25 protein-coding genes and 2 tRNA genes are annotated in these 24,652 nt (G+C 64.8%); 12 read left to right on the plus strand and 15 right to left on the minus strand.

Annotation, left to right across the window (positions count from 1 at the left end):
- Window positions 1-4 precede the first annotated feature (4 nt).
- From AB7535_RS17615 to AB7535_RS17665, 11 genes are all read right to left on the minus strand, one after another.
- Entirely contained in the window at window positions 5-205 is a 201-nt protein-coding gene (locus AB7535_RS17615) for a hypothetical protein (protein WP_028149053.1), read from the minus strand.
- On the minus strand, window positions 205-816 hold the full coding sequence (gene nuoE, locus AB7535_RS17620) for an NADH-quinone oxidoreductase subunit NuoE (protein WP_028149052.1): 612 nt from the start codon (window positions 814-816) through the stop codon (window positions 205-207). Before nuoE ends, AB7535_RS17615 begins: the two co-directional genes overlap by 1 nt.
- A 10-nt stretch (window positions 817-826) precedes the next feature.
- A complete protein-coding gene (locus tag AB7535_RS17625; RefSeq protein ID WP_028149051.1) occupies window positions 827-1,789 on the minus strand; it encodes an FkbM family methyltransferase in 963 nt (320 codons plus the stop codon).
- Entirely contained in the window at window positions 1,789-2,985 is a 1,197-nt protein-coding gene (locus AB7535_RS17630; protein ID WP_135216783.1) for an NADH-quinone oxidoreductase subunit D, read from the minus strand. Before AB7535_RS17630 ends, AB7535_RS17625 begins: the two co-directional genes overlap by 1 nt.
- A 2-nt stretch (window positions 2,986-2,987) precedes the next feature.
- Window positions 2,988-3,599 carry an NADH-quinone oxidoreductase subunit C gene (locus tag AB7535_RS17635; protein ID WP_135216782.1) on the minus strand — a complete coding sequence of 204 codons (612 nt, stop codon included), beginning with the start codon at window positions 3,597-3,599 and terminating at the stop codon, window positions 2,988-2,990.
- A gap of 11 nt (window positions 3,600-3,610) precedes the next feature.
- The gene (locus AB7535_RS17640; protein ID WP_014494855.1) at window positions 3,611-4,198 is read right to left on the minus strand and encodes a NuoB/complex I 20 kDa subunit family protein; all 588 of its coding nucleotides are present in this window, start codon (window positions 4,196-4,198) and stop codon (window positions 3,611-3,613) included.
- Entirely contained in the window at window positions 4,189-4,554 is a 366-nt protein-coding gene (locus AB7535_RS17645; protein WP_007603535.1) for an NADH-quinone oxidoreductase subunit A, read from the minus strand. The genes AB7535_RS17640 and AB7535_RS17645 overlap by 10 nt, the downstream gene beginning before the upstream one ends.
- A gap of 248 nt (window positions 4,555-4,802) precedes the next feature.
- Window positions 4,803-5,033 carry a hypothetical protein gene (locus AB7535_RS17650; RefSeq protein ID WP_063982974.1) on the minus strand — a complete coding sequence of 77 codons (231 nt, stop codon included), beginning with the start codon at window positions 5,031-5,033 and terminating at the stop codon, window positions 4,803-4,805.
- Complete coding sequence (locus tag AB7535_RS17655) at window positions 5,033-6,169, minus strand: PepSY-associated TM helix domain-containing protein (RefSeq protein WP_135216781.1); 1,137 nt, start codon at window positions 6,167-6,169, stop codon at window positions 5,033-5,035. The genes AB7535_RS17650 and AB7535_RS17655 overlap by 1 nt, the downstream gene beginning before the upstream one ends.
- A gap of 22 nt (window positions 6,170-6,191) precedes the next feature.
- A complete protein-coding gene (locus AB7535_RS17660) occupies window positions 6,192-8,444 on the minus strand; it encodes a TonB-dependent siderophore receptor (protein ID WP_439037347.1) in 2,253 nt (750 codons plus the stop codon).
- A 175-nt stretch (window positions 8,445-8,619) separates the two neighbouring features.
- The gene (locus AB7535_RS17665; RefSeq protein ID WP_038943030.1) at window positions 8,620-9,135 is read right to left on the minus strand and encodes a MarR family winged helix-turn-helix transcriptional regulator; all 516 of its coding nucleotides are present in this window, start codon (window positions 9,133-9,135) and stop codon (window positions 8,620-8,622) included.
- Between the two features lie 186 nt (window positions 9,136-9,321).
- Between AB7535_RS17665 and AB7535_RS17670 the strand changes: the two genes are divergently transcribed.
- The 6 genes from AB7535_RS17670 to pepT all read left to right on the plus strand — a co-directional run bounded on the left by AB7535_RS17670 (window position 9,322) and on the right by pepT (window position 14,391).
- Complete coding sequence (locus AB7535_RS17670) at window positions 9,322-10,512, plus strand: aromatic ring-hydroxylating dioxygenase subunit alpha (protein WP_135216779.1); 1,191 nt, start codon at window positions 9,322-9,324, stop codon at window positions 10,510-10,512.
- 116 nt (window positions 10,513-10,628) lie between these two features.
- Window positions 10,629-11,924, plus strand: a complete 1,296-nt coding sequence (locus AB7535_RS17675) for a spinster family MFS transporter (protein ID WP_439036704.1) — start codon at window positions 10,629-10,631, stop codon at window positions 11,922-11,924.
- A gap of 142 nt (window positions 11,925-12,066) precedes the next feature.
- Window positions 12,067-12,270 (plus strand): hypothetical protein, encoded by a 204-nt coding sequence (locus AB7535_RS17680; RefSeq protein ID WP_135216777.1) that lies wholly within the window; start codon window positions 12,067-12,069, stop codon window positions 12,268-12,270.
- A gap of 159 nt (window positions 12,271-12,429) precedes the next feature.
- Window positions 12,430-12,506: transfer RNA gene (locus AB7535_RS17685), tRNA-Asp, on the plus strand.
- 185 nt (window positions 12,507-12,691) lie between these two features.
- Entirely contained in the window at window positions 12,692-13,021 is a 330-nt protein-coding gene (locus AB7535_RS17690; protein ID WP_028155929.1) for an HU family DNA-binding protein, read from the plus strand.
- Window positions 13,022-13,140: 119 nt separating this feature from the next.
- Window positions 13,141-14,391, plus strand: coding sequence for a peptidase T (gene pepT, locus AB7535_RS17695; RefSeq protein WP_135216002.1), 1,251 nt, complete (start codon window positions 13,141-13,143; stop codon window positions 14,389-14,391).
- A gap of 175 nt (window positions 14,392-14,566) precedes the next feature.
- On the opposite strand, the gene AB7535_RS17700 is transcribed toward pepT, so the two are convergent.
- Window positions 14,567-15,283 (minus strand): cation transporter, encoded by a 717-nt coding sequence (locus AB7535_RS17700; RefSeq protein WP_071913348.1) that lies wholly within the window; start codon window positions 15,281-15,283, stop codon window positions 14,567-14,569.
- A gap of 187 nt (window positions 15,284-15,470) precedes the next feature.
- Between AB7535_RS17700 and AB7535_RS17705 the strand changes: the two genes are divergently transcribed.
- Genes AB7535_RS17705 through AB7535_RS17725 form a run of 5 tightly spaced genes read left to right on the plus strand, consistent with a single transcriptional unit; the run spans window position 15,471 to window position 22,328 of the window.
- Window positions 15,471-15,836: a hypothetical protein gene (locus tag AB7535_RS17705; RefSeq protein ID WP_135216001.1), complete on the plus strand. Its 366-nt coding sequence runs from the start codon at window positions 15,471-15,473 to the stop codon at window positions 15,834-15,836.
- 55 nt (window positions 15,837-15,891) lie between these two features.
- Window positions 15,892-17,166: a divalent metal ion exporter subunit IhpA gene (ihpA, locus tag AB7535_RS17710; RefSeq protein WP_135216000.1), complete on the plus strand. Its 1,275-nt coding sequence runs from the start codon at window positions 15,892-15,894 to the stop codon at window positions 17,164-17,166.
- Window positions 17,163-18,140 (plus strand): divalent metal ion exporter adaptor subunit IhpB, encoded by a 978-nt coding sequence (gene ihpB / locus AB7535_RS17715; RefSeq protein WP_135215999.1) that lies wholly within the window; start codon window positions 17,163-17,165, stop codon window positions 18,138-18,140. The genes ihpA and ihpB overlap by 4 nt, the downstream gene beginning before the upstream one ends.
- The gene (locus AB7535_RS17720; RefSeq protein ID WP_135215998.1) at window positions 18,133-21,351 is read left to right on the plus strand and encodes an efflux RND transporter permease subunit; all 3,219 of its coding nucleotides are present in this window, start codon (window positions 18,133-18,135) and stop codon (window positions 21,349-21,351) included. Before ihpB ends, AB7535_RS17720 begins: the two co-directional genes overlap by 8 nt.
- Before the next feature lie 2 nt (window positions 21,352-21,353).
- Window positions 21,354-22,328 (plus strand): cation diffusion facilitator family transporter, encoded by a 975-nt coding sequence (locus AB7535_RS17725; RefSeq protein WP_439036705.1) that lies wholly within the window; start codon window positions 21,354-21,356, stop codon window positions 22,326-22,328.
- Between the two features lie 65 nt (window positions 22,329-22,393).
- On the opposite strand, the gene AB7535_RS17730 is transcribed toward AB7535_RS17725, so the two are convergent.
- The gene (locus tag AB7535_RS17730) at window positions 22,394-23,254 is read right to left on the minus strand and encodes a class I SAM-dependent methyltransferase (protein ID WP_135215997.1); all 861 of its coding nucleotides are present in this window, start codon (window positions 23,252-23,254) and stop codon (window positions 22,394-22,396) included.
- Window positions 23,255-23,434: 180 nt separating this feature from the next.
- The gene (locus AB7535_RS17735; RefSeq protein WP_014494837.1) at window positions 23,435-23,626 is read right to left on the minus strand and encodes a hypothetical protein; all 192 of its coding nucleotides are present in this window, start codon (window positions 23,624-23,626) and stop codon (window positions 23,435-23,437) included.
- Between the two features lie 433 nt (window positions 23,627-24,059).
- Between AB7535_RS17735 and AB7535_RS17740 the strand changes: the two genes are divergently transcribed.
- Window positions 24,060-24,136, plus strand: a tRNA-Val gene (locus tag AB7535_RS17740).
- Between the two features lie 92 nt (window positions 24,137-24,228).
- On the opposite strand, the gene AB7535_RS17745 is transcribed toward AB7535_RS17740, so the two are convergent.
- Entirely contained in the window at window positions 24,229-24,633 is a 405-nt protein-coding gene (locus AB7535_RS17745) for a GFA family protein (protein WP_135215996.1), read from the minus strand.
- Between the last annotated feature and the right edge of the window lie 19 nt (window positions 24,634-24,652).

The following is a 24,652-nucleotide window of genomic DNA, read 5'->3' on the forward strand; positions in this document are numbered from 1 at the left end:
CCGATCAACGATTGGACTGCTTGTAGGCAAGTCCGGCGGCGCAGACGGCGAAAGTCAGCGCCCAGAGTAGGCTGCTCTCCTGCGTCGCGTTCATCACGAAGCGCTGCAGCAGGAACATGAAGGCGGCCGCGACCGCGGCGTGCATGGCGACGAAGCCCCACTTGTTCACGGCCTCGTTCCCTCCAATTGCGGGGAGATCACGCATCAGGTGATCTCCTTCAGCGTGGTCGGCCCACCCGTCGGCGCCGAGAACTGGCGGCCGTTCTGCGGACCGGGCTTCGGCGGATTGCCCGAGGCGAAGCCGTCGAGCACCTTGCCAAAGGTTTCCTTGGTCAAATCCTCATAGGTGTCCTTGCCGATCAGCACCATCGGCGCATTCACGCAGGCACCGAGACATTCCACCTCTTCCCAGCTGAAATTGCCGTCCTTGGAGAGATGGAACGGCTCGTGGTGGATGCGGTGCTCGCAGACGTGGATGAGATCCTCGGCGCCGCGCAGGCGGCACGGCGTTGTGCCGCAGACCTGGACGTGGGCCTTCTTGCCGACGGGGGCGAGCTGGAACATCGTGTAGAAGGTCGCGACTTCGAGCACGCGGATATAGGGCATGTCGAGCAGATCGGCGACGGCGCGGATCGCGGCTTCCGACACCCAGCCGTCGTGCTGTTCCTGGACGCGCCAGAGGATGGCGATGACAGCGGAGGCTTGCCGGCCGGCCGGATATTTCGCGATCTGCTGCTTGGCGAACGCGAGGTTCTCCTCCGTGAACGCAAAGCTCGCGGGCTGGACTTCCTTCGGTGCTAATCGGCGAACGGACATCTCTTATCTCTCACTGCATACGGCGCGCGGTTTTCGCATTCAGGGCATCGATCCTGTCCTGCCAGAATGCGCTTGCGGTGCCGAAAACGTTGTAGCCGACGTGGGTCGAGACCTTGATGCGGTCGAGGATCGACAGCTCGGTCACGGTCTCCATCCGGTTGCTGCGCGGATCGAACACGATCAGCTTCAGCGGCGTCTGTTCGAGGATAAAGCGCGACACCGCGTGGCTGCGATCGCTGCCGTGCTCCTCGCACATGATGACGCTGTCGGTCTCAAGCAGCCGTGCGCCGCCCTTGATCGCCTCGATCTCGACGCCCTCGACGTCGAGCTTGATCAGGTACTTGCCGTGGGCCGCCACCTTGCCGTCGTCGATGAGATTGTCGAGCGCGAGAACCGGCACGTCCTCACCGCCCGCCGACGGTGCGCCAGCGATGCTGAAGGCCTCATGCTTGGTGCCTGACAGCCGCGCGGTACCGCGCGCCGCGCCGATCGCGCATTTCAGCGTCTCGAAGCGGTTGCCGTTGACGCGAGCGTTGTTGGCAAGCTTCGGATAGTTCTGCCCCGACGGCTCGATCGCGATCGCCTTGTGCGATCCGAACGGCTTGCTCGACACCAGCACCGACCAGTAGCCGTAATTGGCGCCGCAATCGAGCAGCGTGTAGTCGACGTCGATGGAGTCGGCGAACAGGACCTCCAGCTCGTCCTCGTAATTGTAGGAGCGGTTGAGCAGCTTGCTCCAATAACCGTCGCCGTAGGGGAATTCGAACACGGCGTCGGGATTGAGCCTGATCGCGATGTTGCGCTCGGGCAGCGTCTTCCGCAGCAGGTTCGCGCAGGCGATGTAGCCCATGTGCGAGAAGTGCGAGGAGATCTTCGATCCCGTCACCAGCGCCAAGGCAGCCGTCCGCTCCCACAGGTTGGCCCCTTCAAGGGCCCCCGAGGCACGGTCAAACTGGATTGGCGCCTGCGCCATCACCGATCGACCTCTCCGAACACGATGTCGAGCGAGCCGAGGATCGCCGAGACGTCGGCGAGCAGATGGCCGCGGCAGATGTGGTCCATCGCCTGAAGATGCGCAAAGCCCGGCGCGCGGATCTTGCACTTGTAGGGCTTGTTGGTGCCATCGGAGATCAGATAGACGCCGAACTCGCCCTTCGGCGCCTCGACCGCGGTGTAGACTTCGCCCGCCGGCACGTGGACGCCTTCGGTGTAGAGCTTGAAGTGATGGATCAGCGCTTCCATCGAGCGCTTCATCTCGCCGCGGCGCGGCGGCGCGACCTTGTTGTCTTCGACGACGACAGGCCCCTTCCCGTCGGCTGCGTTCAGCTTCTGGATGCACTGCTTCATGATGCGCACGGACTGGCGCATCTCTTCCATGCGGATCAGGTAGCGATCGTAGCAGTCGCCGTTCTTGCCGATCGGGATGTCGAAATCCATCTCGGCGTAGCACTCATAGGGCTGCGACTTGCGCAGGTCCCAGGCCGCGCCCGAGCCGCGCACCATGACGCCCGAGAAGCCCCACTCCCAGGCTTCCTTGAGCGGCACCACGCCGATGTCGACGTTGCGCTGCTTGAAGATGCGGTTGGCGGTGAGGAGACGATCGAGGTCGTCAACGACCTTCAGGAACGGATCGCACCAGGCCTCGATGTCGTCGACCAGCTTCTGCGGCAGGTCCTGATGCACGCCGCCGACGCGGAAGAAGGCTGCATGCATACGGCTGCCCGAGGCGCGCTCGTAGAACACCATCAGCTTTTCGCGCTCTTCAAAGCCCCACAGCGGCGGGGTCAGCGCGCCGACGTCCATCGCCTGCGTGGTGACGTTGAGCAGATGCGACAGGATGCGGCCGATCTCGCAATAAAGCACGCGGATCAGCTGGCCGCGGCGCGGCACCTCGATGCCGAGCAGCTTCTCAGCCGCCATGCAGAAGGCGTGCTCCTGGTTCATCGGCGCGACGTAGTCGAGCCGGTCGAAATACGGGATCGCCTGCAGATAGGTCTTCTGCTCGATCAGCTTCTCGGTGCCGCGGTGAAGCAGGCCGATATGGGGATCGACACGGGCGACGATTTCGCCGTCAAGCTCCAGGACCAGACGCAGCACGCCGTGCGCAGCCGGATGCTGGGGCCCGAAGTTGATGGTGAAATTGCGAAGCTGTTCGGGTTGCTCGTTCATGATCAGACCTTCGGTCCCGCCTTCTCGTCACCGGGAAGCGGATAGTCCGCCCCTTCCCACGGCGAGAGGAAATCGAACTTGCGGAATTCCTGGTTGAGCCGGACGGGCTCGTACACCACCCGCTTCTCCTGGTCGTCGTAGCGAACCTCGACGAAACCGGTGGTCGGGAAATCCTTGCGCAGCGGATGGCCCTCGAAACCGTAATCGGTCAGCAGGCGGCGCATGTCGGGGTGCCCGACGAAGAACACGCCATAGAGGTCGTAGGCCTCGCGCTCGAACCAGTCCGCGCCGGGGAACACGTCGATCAGCGACGGCACCTGCGTGGTCTCGTCGGCCTGGGCCTTGAGCCGGATCCGCGCGTTCAAGGTCGGAGACAGGAAGTGATAGATCACGTCGAAGCGTTTTTCGCGCGACGGATAGTCCGCGGCCGTGATGTCGGTGAAGTTGATGAACCGGCATTTCGGATCGTCGCGGAGGTACTTGACCACCTCGACGATCTTGCTGACCTCGACATCCACCGCGAGCTGGTTGAAGGCAACCGAATGACCGATGGCGGCGCCCGGAAGCGCGCTAACGATCGTCTGCCCCAGGGCGTCGAGCTTGGCGTCGTCCATGACGTAAAACCTTAGCGTTCGATGGTGCCGGTGCGGCGGATCTTCTTCTGCAGCAGCAGCACGCCGTAGAGCAGCGCTTCCGCCGTGGGCGGGCAGCCCGGCACGTAGATGTCGATCGGCACGATGCGGTCGCAGCCGCGCACGACCGAGTAGGAGTAGTGGTAGTAGCCGCCGCCATTGGCGCAGGAGCCCATCGAGATGACGTAGCGCGGCTCCGGCATCTGGTCGTAGACCTTGCGCAGCGCAGGCGCCATCTTGTTGGTCAGCGTGCCGGCGACGATCATCACGTCGGACTGGCGCGGCGAGGCACGCGGCGCGAAGCCGAAGCGCTCGACGTCGTAGCGCGGCATCGAGACCTGCATCATCTCGACCGCGCAGCAGGCGAGACCGAAGGTCATCCACATCAGCGAGCCGGTACGGGCCCAGGTGATGAGGTCGTCGGTCGCGGCCACGAAGAAGCCCTTGTCGGACAGCTCGGAGTTGACCTCGAGGAAAAACGGATCGTTGGCGCCAACCGGCCTGCCGGTCGACGGATCAAGGATGCCCTTGGGGGCCGGCGCGACGACCGGGCCAGAGGACGTTGCAGGGTTCAATCCCATTCCAGTGCTCCCTTCTTCCATTCATAGGCGAACCCGACCGTCAGCACGCCGAGGAACACCACCATGGACCAGAAGCCGGTCGCGCCAAGCTTGCCGAACGCCACCGCCCAGGGAAACAGGAACGCCACCTCGAGGTCGAAGATGATGAAGAGGATGGCGACCAGATAGAAGCGGACGTCGAACTTCATGCGAGCGTCGTCGAAGGCGTTGAAACCGCACTCATACGCCGACAGCTTTTCCGGGTCCGGCTGCTGGAACGCCACGATGAAGGGCGCGATCAGCAGCACGAGGCCGATGAGGCCCGCTACCCCTATAAAGACGACGAGTGGAAGATAGTTCTGCAGAATGCCGCTCATTGACGAGCCCTTTTTCCCGCAGCCTCGGGACAGCCACGGATTCGTCCAGTTTGGAATTGTTCTGAGCCTTAGCGCAGTGCACCAATGGGCGCAAGACACGCTCTTTTTAGGCCCTTTACCGCCCCCAGAACGATAGAAATCCCGGAATCGCCCCGCGGCTGGTATGGAGCAGATCGCCAATCCCAGCAAGGGCGGCCACAGTTTTGCAGGGCAGCCGTTCGAGGATTGCGGCACACGGGCCGAGGCAGCTATTTGCCGCGTGTCGTCCGCGATAATTGCCCGGTTTTTTGGGTGCGGCAGCGCACCCAAACCCAGGCAATGACCAGCACCGGGGCTCCCACCGTCACCCAGGCGACATACTGGCCGACCGTTCCCCAGAGTAGCGCAGCCAGCAGGCCGGTGATGGTCGCAGCCGCGAGCAGGATGGGTGCAGCAAAGACACGTATCCACAGGCCCGAGCGGTCAGAGGAGCCATGCATCACGACGGGACCGGGGTTCGTCTGGCGAATGCGTCGCTCCGGGCGGGCGCGCGCTTGCGCCGCCGTGCCAGCCAGAGATAGAGGCCACTGCCGATCACAACGATCGTGAGAATGTCGAGCACGGCCCAGATCACCTTGAGCGGCATCCCGCCATAATCGCCGAAATGCAGCGGCTGCGAGATCAGGAGCGCCTGGAGATAGACCGGCAGCGCCCGGCTGTCGGCGACCTCCCCTGTTTCGCCGTCGAGCAGGACCGGCTTGAGCAGCCGCGCCGTCAGCGCCGTGTCGCCGCGCATGAAGGCGGCGAAGTGGTGCGAGGAGGTGAACGGCGTTCCCGGAAACGCGATGAAGGCAACCTCCATCCCGGGCGCCGTCTGCCTCGCGCGCGCCACAACATCGTCGAGCGAAGCCAGATGCGACGGCGGCGGCTTGCCGGCATAGGGCGCGACCATGCTGGCAAGCTCGGTGGCCTTCCACTGGTTGAGCATCAGCTCGGCCCAGGTGTTGACGACGCCGGTGAGGCCTACCACCAGTGCCCAGGCCACCGTCACGACGCCGATCAGATTGTGCCAGTCGAGCCAGCGCACGCGGCGCGAGGCGTGGCCGCGAATGGTGGCAAAGCGCAGCCGGCGGGTGAACGGCCAGTACAGCACCACGCCGGAGATGATGGCGATGGCGAACAGCAGGCCCATCCCGCCGAGGAACAGTTTTCCGGGCTGGCCGGCAAACATGTCGGTATGCAGCTTGAGCATGATCAGCATCGGCCCGATGCCGACCGGTCCGAGCAGCTTGGTCGACATCGCATCGAACGCGCGCACGGTCGTGTTGTCGGGCAGCCCGTTGACGGCGCTGTTGGTGAACGCGGTCACGATCCCGGGCTCGTCCTTGTCCCAGGCGATATATTGCAGCACCCGGCCGGGATCGGCGGCGAGCGCGGCGTCGGCGACGGCTTGCGTCGTCGCACGCGCCGCGCCCGCATGAGCTTCGGGCTGGGGGGCATAGCCCAGGAGCTCATCGATCTCGTGATGGAAGATCAGCGGCAGGCCGGTCAGGCAGAGCAGCAGCAGGAAGACGGTCGAGATCAGGCTGGTCCAGGTGTGGACCACGGACCAGAGCCTGACCGTGCGCGCCTTCACGAGGCCCTCCCCTCGCCGGTGCCTACCACTTGTAGGAGACGCTGGCGGTGACGCGCCGGCGGTCGCCGTAGAAGCATGACGAGGCCGCCGCGCAGCTTGCGACATAGATCTTGTCGGTCAGGTTGATCACGTTGATTGCCGTGCGCCAGTTCTGCCACTCGTAGTGGACCGCGAGGTCGCCGAGCACGACCGCGGGAACCTCGAGGGTGTTGGCGGCGTCCGCCCAGGAGGCGCCGACATAGCGCACGCCGCCGCCGAAGCCGAATCCCGCAAGCGGTCCGTCCTTGAATGTGTAGTCGGCCCAGCCCGAGACCAGGAGCTCAGGCGTGTTGGTCGGCGTCTTGCCGACCAGCGCCGGGTTCAGGTCCCTGCTGGTGAAGAGATGATAGGCCGTGAAGGCGCCGATGAACTTTAACTCCTTCGTCGCATTTGCGACCGCTTCGAGCTCGATGCCGCGCGAGGTCACCTCGCCGGTTTGGTTCTGCAGCGTGGTGATGATCGGATCGGTAGTGGGTACATTCTGGCGCTTCAGGTTGAACACCGAGGCAGTGAAGTAGCCATCAAATCCCTTGGGGGCGACCTTGACGCCGATTTCGGCCTGCTGGCCGGTCTCCGGCTGGAACAGCTGATTTTGCGCGTTGAGCCCGATAATCGGGTTGAAACTCGTCGCGTAGGAGATGTAGGGCGCGATGCCGTTGTCGAAATTGTAGATCAAGCCTGCGCGACCGCTGAACTGGCTGTCATTGTTGCTGGCGAGCGTCGCCCCAGTGTCACGGGCGGCCTGCGTCGTCTCGACCCAGTCGTTGCGGCCGCTCAGCACCAGCGTGAAGTTACCGAGCTTCATCTGGTCCTGGAGGTAGGTGCCGGCCTGCTTCTGCGTGATCAGGAAGTTACGGAACGGCGGGCCTGTGAGCGGGATGTTAATGCCGTAGACCGGATTGAGCACATTGATCGGAGGAACGGTGCCGAAGTTGAAGGCCTGATAGTCGTCGATCTGATAGCCCTTCAGATCGACACCGAACAGCATCGTGTGCCTGACAGGACCGGTGTTGAAGCGATATTCCAGCTGGTTGTCGAGATCGGCCTGGTTGGCGGTATCCTTCGCATACCAATTGTAGCGACCGAGAGAGGCCGCATTGATATTGTCCCAGCCGTTGCCGATGTAACCGCGATAGGTCAGGTCGATATGCGCAAATCGCGCATTCTGCCGGAACGTTAGATCGTCGGTGACATTGCGCTCGAACTGATAGCCGAGCATCTCCTGCTCGCGCGTGAACTTGTCGACGCTGGGATCGCCGGCGAAGAAGCTGGTCGGGATCTTGCCGAACGGCGCGTTGGTCACCGTGCCCTGGTAAGGCAGGAAGTTGATGCCGCGGGTGTCGGTCTTCGATGCCGACGCCAGAACCGTGAAAGTCGTATCGGCATCCGGCTTCCAGGTGAAGGACGGCGCAATGAAGTAGTTGTTGTCCGGCGTGAAGTTGACCTGCGTGTCGCCGTTCCTGATCTCGCCGACGACGCGGTAGAACAGCTTGCCGTCCTGGGGCTGCGTTGCAACGGGCCCGCCGACATCGAAGCCGACATAGGCGTTGCCGAAATTGTTGACGCCGGTCTCGATGTAGCGGATCGGCTCGGTCGGCGGCATCTTGCTGATGACATTGACGATGCCGCTCGGGCTCGATCCACCATAGAGCACCGCCGACGGGCCGCGTAACACCTCGACTCGCTCCATATTGGACGGCGGAAGCCGCCAGCTCGCATAGGCCGTGTAGAACAGCTGCGTGCCGTCGAGAAACAGTCCGATGTCGTCGGACTTGAAGCCGCGGATCAGCCACCAATCGTTGCGCGTGTCCGCACCGAAGGTGCCAGCCCGCACGCCGGCGGTGTAGCGCAGAACCTCGTCGAGCTTGGTCGCCTTCTGGTCGCGGATCTGGTCCGCGCCGATCACCGACACCGATTGCGGCGTCTCCATGATCGGCGTGTTGGTCTTAGTGCCCGACGAGCTGCGGTTGGCGACGTAGCCGTTCACCTGACCGCGCGGCGTCTCGACGAAGCCGACATTGCGCTGCTGAAGCGGTCTGCGGCTGGCGGCGGTCTCTACCGACGGCCGCGCCACGCGGCGGGCGGCCGCAGCAGGTGCGCGGCGTCGTGCTTCCGGCGCGTTGACGGTGACCGACGGCAGGTTTTGCGCACCGCCTTGCGCCGAGGACTGCGCAAGCGATGCCTGCGGTACCACTGCGAAAGCAGACGCGGTCGCCAAGACGACCGACCGCAGCATACGAAGACTGTTCAACGCGCACCCCAACATGTCTGTTTGCTTGCGTCATGCCGTCGTTCCCCCAACGGCAGGCGCTTGCAGTGACGCTTAGGTGAGCGCGCGCGAATTCCCTAATTGAAAACCTCTTAGAAGGGTTCTTAGAAATGATCCAACATTCCCGGAGATTTCCGAGAGATCAGCGTGAAACTTTCTCGGCTTCGAGCATCTTCTCGGCTGTCGCCGTGAGACGGTCGATCTGCGCCAGCAGCGTCTCGAACTCGTCCTTGCTCAACTGTTCGAGCAATTGCCGATTGCGCTCCTGCGCGCCTTCGACGATCGCATCATGCGCAGCGAGCCCTGCCGCTGTCAGCGCGACCAGCACCTCGCGGCTGTCCTTCGGGTTCGCCGACTTCGCGATCAGCTTGCGCGAGACGAGCTCCGCGAGCGCGCGGCTGATCTGGCCCTTGTCCTGGCCGACGGCTTCGGCGAGCCGCGCCACGCTCATCGGCGGACGGCGACCGAGCGAGGCGACGAGACCGAACTCGACCGAGGACAATCCGGCGAGGCGTTTGTAGCGCAGGATGGCGCCGCGCTTGAGCAAATTGGCGAGCACCATCAGCCGTGACGACAGCATCACGGTGATCGGCGCCGGCGAGTGGCTTTCGTCCGCATCGGGCGATGCGTGCCCGTCCCTGCTCGATGTCTGGCTCATGATCCACCTCTGCCAAGAAAGCCGGGGCGTGCCAAGCGCTGGTAGCGCAACCTCCCCAACCTGATTCCAAATGCGATTAAGAGGCATTCTGGAATATCGTTGACATTGTCATCGAATTATTTTTCACTGGGTCACCGCATCAAAACGACCCGGCCACCTAAGGCCGCCAGCGGCGGGAGGAACAGCATGACGATGACCCAGCGGGATCGCGATCTCGGCACCGCCTATGCGATGAAGCCGGCGCACACGCGCACCGAACTCACCTCGGTCGTTCGCGGCACGCCGATGGGCGAGCTGCTGCGCCGCTACTGGCATCCGGTCGCGCTGGTCAGCGATGCCACCGACAGGCCGAAGAAGGTCCGCGCGCTCGGCGAGGATCTGGTGCTGTTCCGCGACAAGCACGGCCGTGTCGGCCTGCTCCATGCACGCTGCTGCCATCGCGGCACCACGCTCTATTACGGCAAGGTCGAGGAAGACGGCATCCGCTGCTGCTATCACGGCTGGAAGTTCGACGCCGAAGGCCATTGTCTCGAGCAGCCCTGCGAGCCCGACGGCGGCCAGTTCAAGGACAAGGTGCGCCAGCCCTGGTACCCAGTCGAGGAGCGCTATGGGCTGATCTTCGCCTATATGGGCCCGGCCGAGAAACGCCCGGTGCTGCCGGCTTACGAATGCCTGGAAAACATGGACGAAGGCGAGTTCGTCGAAGCCGACGATTCCTCGATCGGCGGCGGCGGCCCCGCGATCATCCCCTGCAACTGGCTACAGCATTTCGAGAACGTGGTCGATCCCTATCACGTGCCGGTGCTGCACGGCTCGTTCTCGGGGCCGCAATTCACTGACATGATGGCCTCGATGCCGGAGGTGAGGTTCGACAAGACGCCGCGCGGCATCGCCGTGCGCTCGATCCGCAAGCAGGACGACGGCAAGGTGTTTTATCGCGTCACCGAAGCGGCCCTCCCCACGCTCCGTGTCGTGCCGAACCCGCGCGTGGCGCAATTCGCCCGCGTCGAGTCGATCGGCTGGACGCTGCCGATCGACGACACCTCGTTCCGCATCTACGTCGCCGGCCGCGTCAAGACTTCCGGCGACATCGGCCGCATGCGCTCGAAGTTCAACGGCAAATTCTGGTGGGACATGACGGAAGCCGAGCACCAGCAATTCCCGGGCGATTACGAGGCCCAGGTCGGCCAGGGCCCGCAGACCATCCACTCCGAGGAGCATTTCGGCCAGAGCGACCGCGGCATCCTGATGATCCGGCGCATGCTGAGCGAGCAACTGGAGGCGATGGAGGCAGACCGCGATCCGATCGGCGTATCGTTCGACGCAAGTGCTGCGCCAGTCGAATTCGAAGCGGGGAATTACATCCGCGAAGGCTGAGTTTTTGGCGCGTTTTCTTCACGCAAACCGGTATCCACTTCGCTCGAAAACGCTCTCGACCAGCCTCACGAAGGGCTGGACCGGCAACGATAACAAAGACAAATTGGGGGGATGCGATGGTCGATGTGACGTCACAGATGTCGGTGCAGACGACTGCGGCGGCAAAGCCCCTGGCGCGGCGCTATTACGTGCTGGGCCTGCTCACCATCATCTATGCGCTGAACTTCCTCGACCGCACGATCTTCAACGTCCTGATCGAGCCGATCAAGAAGGAGTTTCAGCTCAGCGACACCATGATGGGTCTGCTCGCGGGCTTCGGCTTCGCACTGTTCTATTCCCTGCTCGGCATTCCCATCGCGCGCGTCGCCGACCGGCTCAACCGGCGCAACATCGTCGCGGTGGCCCTTGCGTTCTGGAGTGCGATGACGGCGCTGTGCGGGTCGGCCTCGAGCGTGACCTCGCTGGCGCTGGCGCGCATCGGCGTGGGCATCGGCGAATCCGCGGGCTCGCCCGCCTCGCAATCGATCGTCGCCGATCTCTTCACCAAGAACGAGCGCCCGCGCGCGCTCGGCATCTACGCCATCGGCACCTATCTCGGCGTCTTCCTCGGCTATTTCATCGGCGGCTACGTCAACCAGCACTATGGCTGGCGGATGGCGTTCTACGTCGCCGGCCTGCCCGGCATCCTGCTCGCATTGATTCTGTGGCTGACGATCTCCGAGCCGAAGCGCGGCGCGATGCAGGAGAGTTTTGTGCCCGAGCCGCTCGGGCCGACACTGCGCTTCCTGGCCTCGCAGCAGAGCTTCATCATCGTGCTGGTCGGCTTCTGCCTCACCACCTATACGAACTACGCAACGGCGGCCTGGATCCCGCCGTTCCTGGCACGCGTGCACCATCTGTCGAGCGCCGAGATCGGCACCTATGCCGGGACCTTCAAGGGGCTCGCCGGCATGGCCGGCACCCTGCTCGGCGGCTTCGTGGTGGCGCAAATCAGCCGCCGCGACGACCGCTGGAAGCTGTGGGCGCCGGCGATCACCTCGGGGCTCGCCGGCCCGGTGTTCGCGCTGTGCATGCTGACGCAGGATTTCGCGATGATGGTCGCCATGCTGGCGCTGACCTCGTTCCTGGTCGGCTTCCATCTGGGACCGATCTTCGCGATCGCACAGACGGTGGCCAAGCCGAGCATGCGGGCGCTCGCCTCCGCCCTGATCGCGCTCACAGCCACCTGCTTCGGCCAGGGCGTCGGCCCGCTTGCCGTCGGCATGGTCAACGACGCCCTGAAGGGCACTTATGGCGCGGACGCGGTGCGCTATTCCCTGCTCTCGGCGGCGGTCACGACCACACTGGGCGCCCTGCTGTTCGTCTGGGCAGCCCGTTCGATCCGGGACGATATCGGCCGGGCGGCCGCCTGAGACCTGTTCCGGCCGCCAGCCCGGCGAAACCAAGCGGGCGTATTAATGAAACCATTTTGCGGAACCCGCGAAACCATCCGGAAACAGATGGTCCTTAAGACATGAGCCCATAGACGGCGGCTAAGCCCGTCGGGAGGCTTATATGAACCACTCAATTCACTCGGCTGATCGTGGCACCCACCTGAAGATCGTGGTGGTGGCGCTGGTTGCCGGTATTCTGGTCGCCGGCTTCGGGATCGCAGCCCGCACCAACGTCGATGACAGCCAGACCGCCCAATCGGCTCACGTGATCAAGGCCGGCAAGCCGGTGGCCGTGACCAGCGCAGGCACGTCAGAGATTCGCTGACACGCCCTGTTTCGGGCTGACCGAGGCCGCCGCCTGGCGGCCTTTTTCGTTTTCCAGAGCAATGCTTAGCCGATGCGTCCTGACAAAGCGCAACGTCCTTGACTTCACCAAGCCCCGCCTTTAAGTCCCCCCTCGTTCCGCGCGCTTTCAGCGAACCACGCGGGAGTAGCTCAGTTGGTTAGAGCGCCGGCCTGTCACGCCGGAGGTCGCGGGTTCGAGCCCCGTCTCTCGCGCCATTTTGGCAATCCCTTCATAGTCTTAGCCCGAACTTCTCGATGCCTTTCGCGGCACTGCCGGCGTCTGCCGGGAACTCGTGGCATAGTCAGCCCGCGCCCGAATCGTCTAGGCCTTCCAGGACTTGGAGGGATCCCCACGCTTGACCGGCTTTTCCGGGGCTTCCCTGTCATTGAGGAGGCCAGACATGGCTAAGAAGGATTCGGCCAAGAAGGATTCGGCGAAGAAGGCAGCCGCTCCCGCCACCATCACGCTCAAGCACCTCGCCGCTGACATCGCGGAGAGCCAGGACCTTTCGAAGAAGCACGCCGAGGCCGTCCTGACCGATATGGTCGATCTGATCGCCAAGCACCTCAAGAAGGGCGACCGCGTCCGCATCGTCGGGCTCGGCATCCTCCAGGTCCGCAAGCGCGCCGCCCGCACCGGCCGCAACCCCACCACCGGCGAGGCGATCCACATCAAGGCCAGCAAGAAGGTGGCCTTCCGCCCGGTCAAGGAGCTCAAGGAAGCGATCTAGCAGCTACGTTTCGTTAAGCCTGATCCGCTTCGTTCTGGCCGCATCACGGCCCGCTTTTCTGATATACCGCCTGCTTCCCCCAAGCCTTGCTTCCCCAAGATCCGGCGGTTTGACCAGAAATGTCCTCCCTCTCCTTTTCGCACACCGTGACCGAACGCTTCCTGCGCTACGTCACCATCGACACCCAGTCCGATCCGGAATCCCCGGCCTCGCCCTCGACCGAGAAACAGAAAGATCTCGGCCGCGTGCTCGCCGCCGAGCTGAAGGCCATGGGCGTCGCCGACGCGCATCTCGACGACTTCGGCTACGTCTACGGAACGATCCCGGCCAACACCGACAAGAAGGTGCCGGTGATCTGCTTCTGCTCGCACATGGACACCTCGCCCGACGTGACCGGCAAGGACGTCAAGCCGCAGCTGGTGAAGGACTATCGCGGCGGCGATATCACCCTGCCGGGCGATACCAGCCAGGTGATCCGCTTCACTGAACATCCCGCGCTGAAGAACCAGATCGGCAACGACATCATCACCACCGACGGCACCACGCTCTTGGGCGCCGACAACAAGGCCGGCGTCGCCGAGATCATGGATGCCGCGCATTTCTTCATCAACAACCCCGATGTGAAGCACGGCACCGTCAAGATCCTGTTCACGCCGGACGAGGAGATCGGCCGCGGCGTCGACAATGTCGACCTGAAGAAGCTCGGCGCCGATTTCGGCTACACCATGGACGGCGAGAGCGCCGGCAGCGTCGAGGACGAGACCTTCTCGGCCGACGGCGCCACCATCACCATCAACGGCGTCAGCGCCCATCCAGGCTACGCCAAAGGCAAGATGGAGCACGCGATCAAGATCGCAGCCGCCATCATCGAGCGGCTGCCAAAGGAAGGCTGCTCGCCCGAGACGACGTCAGGCAAGCAGGGCTTCCTGCATCCGATCGGCATCGACGGTGCGCTGGAGCAGGCGACGCTCTCCTTCATCGTGCGCGACTTCACCGAGGAAGGGCTGAAGGAGAAGGAAGTCCTGCTCGAGAACATCGTAAAGGACGTGATGAAGGACTATCCGCGCTCGACCTACAAGTTCGAGGTCAGGGAGCAGTACCGCAACATGAAGCAGGTGATCGACCGTCACCCGCACATCCTCGAATACGCGATCGAGGCGATCCGCCGTGCCGGCCTGCGCCCGATGCGCACCGCGATCCGCGGCGGCACCGACGGCTCGCGCCTGTCCTTCATGGGCCTGCCCTGCCCCAACATCTTCGCCGGCGAGCACGCGTTTCATTCGCGGCTCGAATGGGTCAGCCGGCAGGACATGGAAAAGGCGGTGCAGACGATCGTGCATCTCGCGATGATCTGGGAGGAGAAGGCGTAGGAACGCTGCTACCCCCGGCAGCAGGGCAAAATAATTCCGAGCCCTGCGGAACGATCCAGTACGGGGCGCGTTAGCGTCTCAAGTCCCAAGGATGAGAATGTGAGCACATAAGGCCTCAGCCGGTCAGCCCCGGGCTGGGGCCTTTCCGCGTTTGGATCGCGCGCAAAGGCCACCCTCAGGCAGTCACGGCAGCTTGCCCACCGCGATACTCTGCCCATGCTTGCCGCAAGATTTGCAGCGACGAGGTCAGGAAGATTCCAGCCATTACCGCGGCGACAGCCAGATCGGGCCATGCCGTCGCGGTTCCAAATACACCGATGGCAGCGACCATCACGATGACGTTGCCGATCGCGTCATTGCGCGAGCAGAGCCATACCGACCGCACATTGGCGTCGCCGTCCTTGTAGCGCGCAAGCAAGAGAACCGAGGTCAGGTTCGCTGCCAGCGCGGCCAGGCTCATCGCTCCCATCAGCTCCGCACGCGGGAGCCCCAGGACCAGGGTCTGATAGAGCGTTGACCCGAACACCCAGGCGGCCATGGCACTGAGCGACAACCCCTTGAACAACGCGGCGGTGGCACGCGTCTTGATGCTCGCGCCGATCACCGAAAGGCTCAGGCCGTAGGTGACCGTGTCGGCGAGGAAGTCGAGAGCGTCGGCCTTGAGAGCCTGGGAGCCGGCCAAATGGCCCGCCGCCATTTCACTCACGAACATCGCCGCGTTGATGGCGATGACGGTCCACAGCACGCGCTTGTATCGCGGATCGAGCCCGTCGAAGACCGGAACGCCCGCCGAGCAGCAGTCGGCGCAGCCTGACGCGGCGACTTCCTCCACACGGGCTTTGGCGGCTTCCCCGCAGCACGCATCGTGCGAGCAGCAAGACTCTTCGGGCATTCCGAGCTCCCTCTCGTCGTTTCTATCTTACCATGGGACCGCAACGATGGCGATGAACGGACGTCGCTGCTTGCAATCGCGTGGACACATGCGGGTGCGACGTTCAGTTCCGCACACGTAACATTATTGCGGGTCGACACTGTTCCGGTCGCCATGCTACGAACCCGGACGTAACCAGAGTGACTTCGTGACTGCGATCCGCCGCCCGATCAGATTGTTTCGCCTGCGCAACTGGCGCGGGCTGTTGGCTGCGTGTCTCGCAATCACCTATCTGCTGTCCGGCGCGCTCCATGGCGCGCACGACATCGATGTCACCAGCCCCTCCGGCGGCTCGGAGATCGCCTCGATTGTCGAAGACGGTTCTGCGGGCCATGGCGATCACAAGGCCTTCGGCGGCCATCACTGCCACGGCTGCTTCTCGGTCGCCGTCGCGCAGCCGCTGCAGCCTGGATCCGCCGCCGACATCGTTGCCGCACCGATCCCGCAGCGTGAGCCTGCGCTGCTCGGCATTGCGCCCGACACCGACTCTCCGCCCCCCAAACACCTGACCTGAACTGATCAGCCGGGCGCCTGCGCGCCCACGATACGATTGTTCACAGGTCACCTTCATGTCTTGCAGACGGACTGCCGCGCGCCTGGCGTGCGCGATGGCGATTTTCGTCAGCCCCTGGCTGACGCAGCACGCCCACGCCCAGACGCTGACGATGCGGAGCGCGCTGTCGCGCGCGCTGGCCGCGAGCCCGCGGCTCACCGCGGCAGAGCGCGACGTCGGCATCGCCACGGGGCAGCGCATCCAGGCCGGCGCGCTGCTCAATCCGGAACTGTCCTATGAACAGGACAATTCGTTCGGATCGGGCATCTATCGCGGCACGAGATCGGCCGAGACCACGCTCCAGATCAGCCAGGCCTTCGAGCTGTTCGGCAAGCGTGATGCGCGGATCGCCGCGGGCGCCGCCGGCATCGAGGTGGCCGCGATCCAGCGCAAGGCGGTCAGGCTGGAGGTGTTGTCGGAGACTGCGATCGCCTTCCTCAGCGTGCTCGGCGCGCAGCGGCGCATCCAGATCCTCGACGAGCAGATCGCCGCGATCGACCGGCTGACGCCGCTGCTGCGCCGCCGCGTCGAGGCCGGCGCCTCCTCGCCGGCAGAGACCGGCCGCGCCGAGGTCGCGTCCGCCCTGGTGAAGGCCGACCGCGAACGCTTCAAGGCAACGCTGGCGAGCGCCAGGCGCGAGCTTGCGGTGCTGATGGGGGATCCCGCGGCAAAGTTCGGCGAGGTCTCCGGCCGGCTCGATACCACGGGAAAGACGCCGACGTTCCAGTCGGTCGTGGCCGCCATCGACGCCAATCCGCAGCTGGTGCGCTGGACCGCGGTCTATGCCCAGCGCAACGCCGAGCTGTTGATGGCGCGCTTAAGGCCCTATCCCGACGTGCGGATCGCGGCGGGATGGCGCCATTTCAACGAGACCAATGACGACGCGGTGCGCCTCACCGTCTCGGTGCCGATTCCCGTGTTCGACCAGAACCAGGGCAACATCCTCTCGGCGCAGGAAAGCCTCGCCAAGACCAGGGCCGAGCGCGAGGCCAACCGCAACACGCTGATCGTGGTCGCCGGCCGCGCCTACGACTCGCTCCAGGGCTCGCTGCGCGAGCTCGCGGTGCTGCGCGAGACCGCGATTCCGAAAGCCACAGAAGCCTCGGAGGCGATCGCGCAGGGCTACGGCCAGGGCCGCTTCTCCCTGCTCGAAGTGCTCGACGCCCAGGCGAGCGTCACCCAGGCGCGGCTGCGCGAGCAGGAGGCGCTGCAGAACTTCCATGCCGGCGTTGCGACCATCGAAGGCCTCGTCGGCAATCCCTTTGCGCTGGCCCGGGAGAGCGCGCGATGAAAACATCCTCCACCATCGTCATTGCCATCCTTGCCGCAGCACTCGGCGCTTACGGCTATTCCCTGCTCGCCCCTGCCGGGGTCACGCACACCGAGCATGCCGCGGACAAGAAGCCGGAGAAGCCGAACGACCATGTCGAGCAGGACGAGCACGGCGCCGACCGCATCCGCATCTCCGACGTCAAGCTGGCGGCCGCCGGTGTCACGCTGGCGGAGGCCGGGAGTGCGACGCTGACCGATACGCTGTCCTTCAACGGCATCTTGCGCGCCAACCAGGAAGCCGTCGTGCAGGTGACGCCGCGCTTTCCGGGGATCGCCAAATCGATCCAGAAGCGCATCGGCGACAGGGTCGGCAAGGACGATCTGCTCGCCGCGATCGAGAGCAACCAGAGCCTCACCGTCTACGAGCTGAAGGCGCCGATCGCCGGCACCATCATCGAGCGGCAGATCTCGCTCGGCGAATACGCCTCCGAGCAGAAGCCGGCCTTTGTGGTCGCCGACCTCTCGACGATCTGGGTCGACCTGTCGATCTACCGGCAGGACCTCCGGCGCGTTCGTCTCAATGACGAGGTGCTGATCGATCCCGACGACGGCCGCGGCGAGATCAAGGGCACGATCTCCTACATGGCGCCGATCGGCAGCAGCGAGACCCAGACCGCGCTCGCCCGCGTGGTGCTCGCAAATCCAGACGGGCGCCTGCGTCCCGGCCTGTTCGTCACGGCGCGGCTGATCCTCGCCGCGCGCAACGTCGCGGTCGCCGTACGCCGAAGCGCGATCCAGACGCTGGAGAACAGAACCATCGTGTTCGTCCGCGAGGACGGCGACAAGATCGAGGCGCGTCCCGTGGAACTCGGAGATTCCGATCCGCGCCATGTCGAGATCAAGGCGGGTCTTTCGGCCGGCGAGCACTACGTCGCGGAGAACAGTTTTGTCGTGAAGGCGGAGATGGGCAAGGGCGAGGCGGAACATGATTGAGCGTCTCATCGCCGTCTCGCTTCAGCAGCGCTGGCTGGTCCTCCTGCTCGCGCTCGGCGCCGTCGCTTTCGGAGCGTGGAATTTCCAGCGCCTGCCGATCGACGCCGTCCCCGATATCACCAACGTCCAGGTCCAGATCAACACCCGCGCGCCCGGCTACTCGCCACTCGAAACCGAGCAGCGCATCACCTTCCCCGTCGAGACCGCGATGGGCGGCCTGCCGAAGCTCGATTACACCCGCTCGCTGTCGCGCTACGGCCTGAGCCAGGTGACGGTCGTGTTCAAGGACGGCACCGACATCTATTTTGCCCGCCAACTCGTGGGCGAGCGCATCCAGCAGGTGAAGGACCAGCTTCCGGCGGGCGTCGAGGTCGCGATGGGCCCGGTCTCGACCGGCTTGGGCGAAATCTTCATGTACACCGTCGAGGCAAAAGCGGGCGCGAAGACGCAAGGCGGTCACGACTATTCGCTGACCGATCTGCGCACCGTGCAGGACTGGATCATCCGGCCGCAGCTTCGCAACGTGCCGGGGGTGATCGAGGTCAACACCATCGGCGGCTTCGAGCGGCAGTTCCACGTGCTGCCGGACCCCGGCAAGCTGATGGCCTACCGGCTCGGCTTTCGCGACGTCATGACGGCGCTCGCCGCCAACAACGCCAATGTCGGCGCCGGCTATATCGAACGCAACGGCGAGCAGTATCTCGTGCGCTCCCCGGGCCAGGTCGGCAACATCAGCGAGATCCAGGACATCGTGATCGGCTCGCGGGGCGGCAATCCCGTCAGGATCAGGGATGTCGCCACCGTCAAGGAAGGCCGAGACCTCCGCACGGGAGCGGCGACGCGCGACGGCGAGGAAACCGTGCTCGGCACCGCCATGCTGCTGATCGGCGAGAACAGCCGCAGCGTGGCGCGCCGCGTCGCAGCCCGTCTCGACGAGATCGCCAAATCGCTGCCCGACGGCGTCGTGACCCGGACCGTCTACGACCGCACCCATCTGGTCGAGGCCACCATCCGCACGGTCGAAAACAACCTCCTGGAAGGTGCGGCCCTGGTCGTGGCCGTGCTGTTTCTGATCCTCGGAAACATCCGCGCCGCGCTCGTGGTGGCCTGCGTCATTCCGCTCTCCATGGCCATGACGATCACCGGCATGGTCGAAACAAAAGTCAGCGCGAACCTGATGAGCCTGGGTGCGATCGATTTCGGCATCATCGTCGACGGCGCCGTGATCATCGTCGAGAACTGCCTGCGCATGCTGGCCGAGGCGCAACGCCAGAAAGGCGGCCTGCTCTCCACTCCCGAACGGCTGCGCGCGATCCTGCGCGGGTCGCGCGAGGTCATCAAGCCGAGCTTGTTCGGAACGCTGATCATTGCCGTTGTCTACCTGCCCGTGCTGACGCTGACCGGCGTCGAGGGCAAGATGTTCACGCCGATGGCGCTGACCGTGCTGATGGCACTCGGCGCCGCGGTGCTGTTCTCCATCACCTTCGTGCCGGCGGCGGTTGCCATCTTCGTCACCGGCAAGGTGTCCGAACACGAAAACCTGTTCATGCGGGTGGCGAAGCGCATTTATCTCCCCCTGCTCCGCCTCGCGATCGACAATCGGGTCGCGGTCACCGTCATGGCCGCCATCATCGTGGTCGCAAGCGGCATTGCCGCCGCACGCATGGGCGGCGAGTTCATCCCGAGCCTGGACGAAGGCGACGTCGCGCTGGCCTCGATCCGGATTCCCGGCACCAGCCTCACGCAGTCGCTGGATCTGCAAAAGGCGCTGGAAAAGCGCATCAAGGAGATTCCCGAGGTGAAGGAATTCTTCACCCGCATCGGCACCGCCGAAATCGCGACCGACCCGATGTCGCCGGCGCAGACAGACGGCTACATCATGCTGAAGCCGCGCGCGGAATGGCCCGATCCGGACAAGCCGAAATCGGAGGTGATCGAGGCTATCGACCACGCTGCCGACGACATTCCCGGCAGCGCCTATGAAATCTCCCAGCCGATCCAGTTCCGTGTCAACGAGCTGATCTCCGGCGTGCGTAGCGACGTCGGCATCAAGGTCTTCGGCGACGACCTCGACATCCTCCAGGGCGCGGCAAAGCAGGTCGAGGCCGCAATCCGCAGCATCCGCGGCGCCAGCGACGTCAAGATCGAGCAGGTCTCGGGCCTGCCGATCCTCACCGTCCGGCTCGACCGCCAGGCGCTCGCCCGATACGGGCTCAGCATCGGTGAGGTGCAGGGCATCGTCGAGATCGCGGTCGGTGGCAAATCGGCAGGCAAGCTGTTCGAGGGCGACCGCCGTTTCGATATCGTCGTGCGCCTGCCGGAACATCTGCGCGGCAATCTCGACGCGATTCGGGCCATCCCGATCCCGCTGCCGCCGAGCGAGGAAGCAGCAAGCGGCACCGCCGTTCGAACAGCGCTGACCGCCTCTCCCCTTGCCCAGATGCGCTATGTTCCGCTGTCGTCGGTCGCAACTGTCGATGCGACGCCCGGTCCGAACCAGATCAGCCGCGAGAACGGCAAGCGGCGCATCGTCGTCACCGCCAATGTCCGCGCGCGCGACCTCGGCTCCTTCGTGAGCGAGGCGGAAGCCGCCGTCGCCGAGAAGGTCAAGCTGCCGCCGGGCTATTGGATCGGCTGGGGCGGCCAGTTCGAGCAGCTGGTCTCGGCGACCAAGCGGCTGATGATCGTGGTACCGGTGGCGCTGCTGCTGGTGTTCCTGCTGCTGTTTATGGGCATGGGATCGGCGGCGGATGCGGCTCTGGTGTTCTCCGGCGTGCCGCTGGCGTTGACGGGCGGCGTCGCGGCGCTTCTGCTGCGCGACATCCCGCTGTCGATCAGCGCCGGTGTCGGCTTCATCGCATTGTCGGGCGTGGCCGTTCTCAACGGCCTCGTCATCATCGCCTTCATCGAGCGGCTGCGCAGCGAGGGGCGCCCCGTGGCCGACGCGGTACGCGAAGGTGCGCTGACGCGGCTGCGCCCAGTGCTGATGACCGCGCTGGTCGCCTCCCTCGGCTTCGTGCCGATGGCGCTCGCCACCGGCGCCGGCGCCGAGGTGCAGCGTCCGCTGGCGACCGTGGTGATCGGCGGCATCATCTCCTCGACCGTGCTGACGTTGCTGGTGCTGCCGGCGCTCTATGCGCTGTTCCGGCGTGACGCGGCTGCCGAAACGCCTACAATGGCGCCTGATTTGGCGGCGTCCGGGGAGCGCTAGATTTGGGCAGCCACGACCATCACGGTCATCACCACCATGATCATGCCGGCCACGCGCATGACCACGGACATAACCATGGTCCTGGCCACGCGCATGTCCATGCGCCCGCCGATTTCGGCACGGCATTCGCGATCGGCATTTCGCTCAACACCGCGCTGGTCGTGGCCGAGGCGATCTACGGCTATATCGGCAACTCCACCGCCCTGCTCGCCGACGCCGGCCACAATCTCAGCGACGTGCTCGGCCTGGTCGTGGCCTGGTGCGCATCGATCGCGGCACGGCGCGCGCCGAGCGGCCGCTTCACCTACGGCTTTCGCGCCTCCACCATCCTGGCGGCGCTCGCGAACGCGGTGTTCCTGCTGGTCGCGACCGGCGCGATCGGCTGGGAAGCGATCTTGCGGCTGCGCGAGCCGGAGCCGGTCGCGGGCGTCACCGTGATGGTGGTCGCCGGCATCGGCATCCTCATCAACGGTTTTACCGCCATGCTGTTCGCGCGCGGACGCAAGGACGACATCAACATCGAAGGCGCCTATCTGCACATGGCGGCCGACGCCGCGGTCTCGCTCGGCGTCGTGGTCTCGGCGGCGCTGATCATCTGGACCGGCTGGCTCTGGCTCGATCCCGTCACCAGCCTCGTCATCTGCGCCACCATCCTGTGGAGCACCACCAGCCTGCTGCGCGGCTCCATCGACATGTCGATGGCTGCGGCGCCCAGGGGCACCGACATCGCCGCGATCAAGATCTTTCTGCTGGAGCGGCCCGGCGTCTCGGGAATCCACGACCTCCACGTCTGGCCGATCTCGACCACCGAGACGGCACTGACCTGCCATCTCGTCATGCCCACCGGAGCCGGCGATGCATTCCTGATGGAGACGGCGCAGATGCTGAGGGCGTCCTTCCGCATCGGCCACACCACGCTCCAGATCGAGACGCATCCCGACAATGGCTGCGCGCTCGCGCCGGATGATGTGGTGTAATGGGCACAACGCCTCCACATCGTCGCTTCGCTCCTCGCAATGACGACGTCGAGAGAGAGCGGCGCCTACGCCGCCTTCGCCGTCACGATCCAGATTGCGCCCTGGAGCGCCACGCTCTGTCCTTTGAGGAACGGCGCGAGCATCTCGCGGATCGAGGCTTTTGCGGCGGCATAGGTCTCCGGCGGATGGCCCTGGAGCGCGCGGCTGGCCGGGCCGATCTGGAGCGCGCCGTCCACGGCGGCATCGAGCCCGCCGCCGATGGCGACATCCATCGCGAGATTGTGCGGCTCCATCGCCACGTCCACGAAGCCCGCGCCTTTCAGGATGCGCATCACGCGCTCCTCCGAGGCGAAGGCGAACGGGCCCGGCTCTTCCGGCCCGACCGGCGGCATCTTCGGGACATGTTTGTAGACCGCCATCAGCGGCGCCATCATCCACGGATTTTCCTTCGGCTCGCGCCAGCAGGCGAAGGCGAGCCGTCCGGTCGGCTTCAGCGCGCGGCGGAGGTTGGTGAAGGACGCAATGGGATCGGCGAAGAACATCACGCCGAAGCGCGATGCCAACAGGTCAAAGCTCGCCGGCTCGAACGGATGGACCGTCGCATCCGCCAGCACGAAATCGAGCGGCAGGCCTTTTGGCGCAAACGCGCGCGCCTGCGCCAGCATCGGGTCGGAGACGTCGAGGCCGAGCGCGAAGCCATCGGGCGCGACAGCCTTCGCGAACGCGAACGTCGTCGCGCCGGAGCCGCAGCCGACATCGAGAACGCGCTCGCCCGGCTTCGGCTTGGCGCGATCGATCAGCACGGCGGCGATGGGGCCGAGCAAGCTTTCCTGGGCCGCGTGCCGATCGGCCCAGCGCTGCCCGCTCGGACCGTTCCAATAGGCGATCTGGTCGGCATTCTCTGCGTGTCCGCTTGGCTGTTCCATGGATCCCCTCCGGCAGCTTGGTCGAAAGACCCCGATGCCGAAAAGCAAGGACGCCGTCAACTGAGGCGGCCTGTTCGGTCCACCTGTCAGCGAGACGTTCTTGCGTTCACGCCGCACGACACGGCGTCAGAGGTTGACGGACCGCCGAGGTCTTCAACTGCCGACCTGCGCTACGCCGGATCATTCGGCCGCGAGCGAAACTCCGGTTCGCTTGGCGAGGACGCGGCGAAAGTCGGCTGCCAGCTCGTCGTAATAGTTGGCAAGCTCCTCGTAGAAGGCCCGACCGGCCTCATCAGGAGCTTCTTGAGCCGCTTTCATGCAGTGGGCGGCTTTCGACTCGTACCTTTCCAGCTTGATGCGAAGATCACTCATCACGGCGATACTCCACGCTGCCACAGGGAGCCGTCACGTTGGTTCGGATGGCGATCAAAAAGATGACCGAAAAAGGGCAATTTTGGACCCTTGGAGGGCGGCTCGTGGGCGTCCGATGCCAGGCGCAACGAGGCAGGACAGCCGCCTGCGGCCAAATCGGCGCGCCGTCAGCCGGAACTACCAAATTGGAATGATCGAGCCGCGGCGGCTCATGCGTCGCGCTTCGCTCAAACACGCTCGGCAACAATGTCGGTAGATGAGGTCCAGCAGAGCACACATTGGCCACCCCTCCATCGTGAATTGCGGGGGACATTGGCCGACTCGCGGGCGGACGCCTGTGACAATCATCACAAAGGCGGTCTTGCTCGAGCCCTGTTTGCGATGCGTTCGGGCCTTGCTCGAACACCCGCGGGAGGGCTAAAGAGGCGCCTTGGGGCGGTTAGCTCAGCTGGTTAGAGCATCTCGTTTACACCGAGAGGGTCCGCGGTTCGAATCCGTGACCGCCCACCAGCCCGCGCTCGCGCAGCGACGCAGGCTGCCACGCCGAATCCCAACGGGCGAAGGCGGGCTTTTTGCGGCGAGCTTCGGCTTGGCAAGCCAGCCTAATCCCCCGGCCTCCCCGGCAGCAACGGCACCGCGTCGATCCACACCGCCGCCGACTGGCACCAGATCTGCCTGACGGGCCGCAATTTGTCGCGCTGCCGGATTGAGCCCCAGCGGATACCCCAATCGTCAGCCTGGTCGCCCTCGCCGCTGGTGAACAGCGGGGAACCGCAGTCGGCGCAGAAGTGCTGGAAGCGCATCCGGCCGTTGTCGCCGCGCTTGCCGTAGACTTTTGGCGTGCCGCTGGTCAGCATGACGTCGGCGTTGCTACAGATCGCGGTCACCCGGAACGGCGATCCCGTCAGGGTCTGACAATCCCGGCAATGGCAGACCGACACCGTCTCGGGATCGATCTCGGCCTCGAAGGTGATCTGCCCGCAATGGCACTGCCCGTCGATCTGCATCGCCCTGATCCCTGCCCCC

Source organism: Bradyrhizobium sp. 956_D2_N1_4 (assembly GCF_052076025.1).
GTDB lineage: Bacteria > Pseudomonadota > Alphaproteobacteria > Rhizobiales > Xanthobacteraceae > Bradyrhizobium > Bradyrhizobium barranii.

What these genes read in the sequence shown, in the direction of transcription:
- AB7535_RS17635 (WP_135216782.1), bottom strand. Translation starts at nt 3,599, where the DNA reads ATGGACGACGCCAAGCTCGACGCCCTGGGGCAGACGATCGTTAGCGCG.
- ihpA (WP_135216000.1), top strand. Translation starts at nt 15,892, where the DNA reads ATGTCTTGCAGACGGACTGCCGCGCGCCTGGCGTGCGCGATGGCGATT.
- AB7535_RS17625 (WP_028149051.1), bottom strand. Translation starts at nt 1,789, where the DNA reads ATGGCGCAGGCGCCAATCCAGTTTGACCGTGCCTCGGGGGCCCTTGAA.
- pepT (WP_135216002.1), top strand. Translation starts at nt 13,141, where the DNA reads ATGTCCTCCCTCTCCTTTTCGCACACCGTGACCGAACGCTTCCTGCGC.
- ihpB (WP_135215999.1), top strand. Translation starts at nt 17,163, where the DNA reads ATGAAAACATCCTCCACCATCGTCATTGCCATCCTTGCCGCAGCACTC.
- AB7535_RS17675 (WP_439036704.1), top strand. Translation starts at nt 10,629, where the DNA reads ATGGTCGATGTGACGTCACAGATGTCGGTGCAGACGACTGCGGCGGCA.
- AB7535_RS17640 (WP_014494855.1), bottom strand. Translation starts at nt 4,198, where the DNA reads ATGGGATTGAACCCTGCAACGTCCTCTGGCCCGGTCGTCGCGCCGGCC.
- AB7535_RS17700 (WP_071913348.1), bottom strand. Translation starts at nt 15,283, where the DNA reads ATGCCCGAAGAGTCTTGCTGCTCGCACGATGCGTGCTGCGGGGAAGCC.
- AB7535_RS17690 (WP_028155929.1), top strand. Translation starts at nt 12,692, where the DNA reads ATGGCTAAGAAGGATTCGGCCAAGAAGGATTCGGCGAAGAAGGCAGCC.
- AB7535_RS17735 (WP_014494837.1), bottom strand. Translation starts at nt 23,626, where the DNA reads ATGAGTGATCTTCGCATCAAGCTGGAAAGGTACGAGTCGAAAGCCGCC.
- nuoE (WP_028149052.1), bottom strand. Translation starts at nt 816, where the DNA reads ATGTCCGTTCGCCGATTAGCACCGAAGGAAGTCCAGCCCGCGAGCTTT.
- AB7535_RS17650 (WP_063982974.1), bottom strand. Translation starts at nt 5,033, where the DNA reads ATGCATGGCTCCTCTGACCGCTCGGGCCTGTGGATACGTGTCTTTGCT.
- AB7535_RS17745 (WP_135215996.1), bottom strand. Translation starts at nt 24,633, where the DNA reads ATGCAGATCGACGGGCAGTGCCATTGCGGGCAGATCACCTTCGAGGCC.
- AB7535_RS17645 (WP_007603535.1), bottom strand. Translation starts at nt 4,554, where the DNA reads ATGAGCGGCATTCTGCAGAACTATCTTCCACTCGTCGTCTTTATAGGG.
- AB7535_RS17615 (WP_028149053.1), bottom strand. Translation starts at nt 205, where the DNA reads ATGCGTGATCTCCCCGCAATTGGAGGGAACGAGGCCGTGAACAAGTGG.
- AB7535_RS17665 (WP_038943030.1), bottom strand. Translation starts at nt 9,135, where the DNA reads ATGAGCCAGACATCGAGCAGGGACGGGCACGCATCGCCCGATGCGGAC.
- AB7535_RS17660 (WP_439037347.1), bottom strand. Translation starts at nt 8,444, where the DNA reads ATGCTGCGGTCGGTCGTCTTGGCGACCGCGTCTGCTTTCGCAGTGGTA.
- AB7535_RS17720 (WP_135215998.1), top strand. Translation starts at nt 18,133, where the DNA reads ATGATTGAGCGTCTCATCGCCGTCTCGCTTCAGCAGCGCTGGCTGGTC.
- AB7535_RS17680 (WP_135216777.1), top strand. Translation starts at nt 12,067, where the DNA reads ATGAACCACTCAATTCACTCGGCTGATCGTGGCACCCACCTGAAGATC.
- AB7535_RS17670 (WP_135216779.1), top strand. Translation starts at nt 9,322, where the DNA reads ATGACGATGACCCAGCGGGATCGCGATCTCGGCACCGCCTATGCGATG.
- AB7535_RS17630 (WP_135216783.1), bottom strand. Translation starts at nt 2,985, where the DNA reads ATGAACGAGCAACCCGAACAGCTTCGCAATTTCACCATCAACTTCGGG.
- AB7535_RS17730 (WP_135215997.1), bottom strand. Translation starts at nt 23,254, where the DNA reads ATGGAACAGCCAAGCGGACACGCAGAGAATGCCGACCAGATCGCCTAT.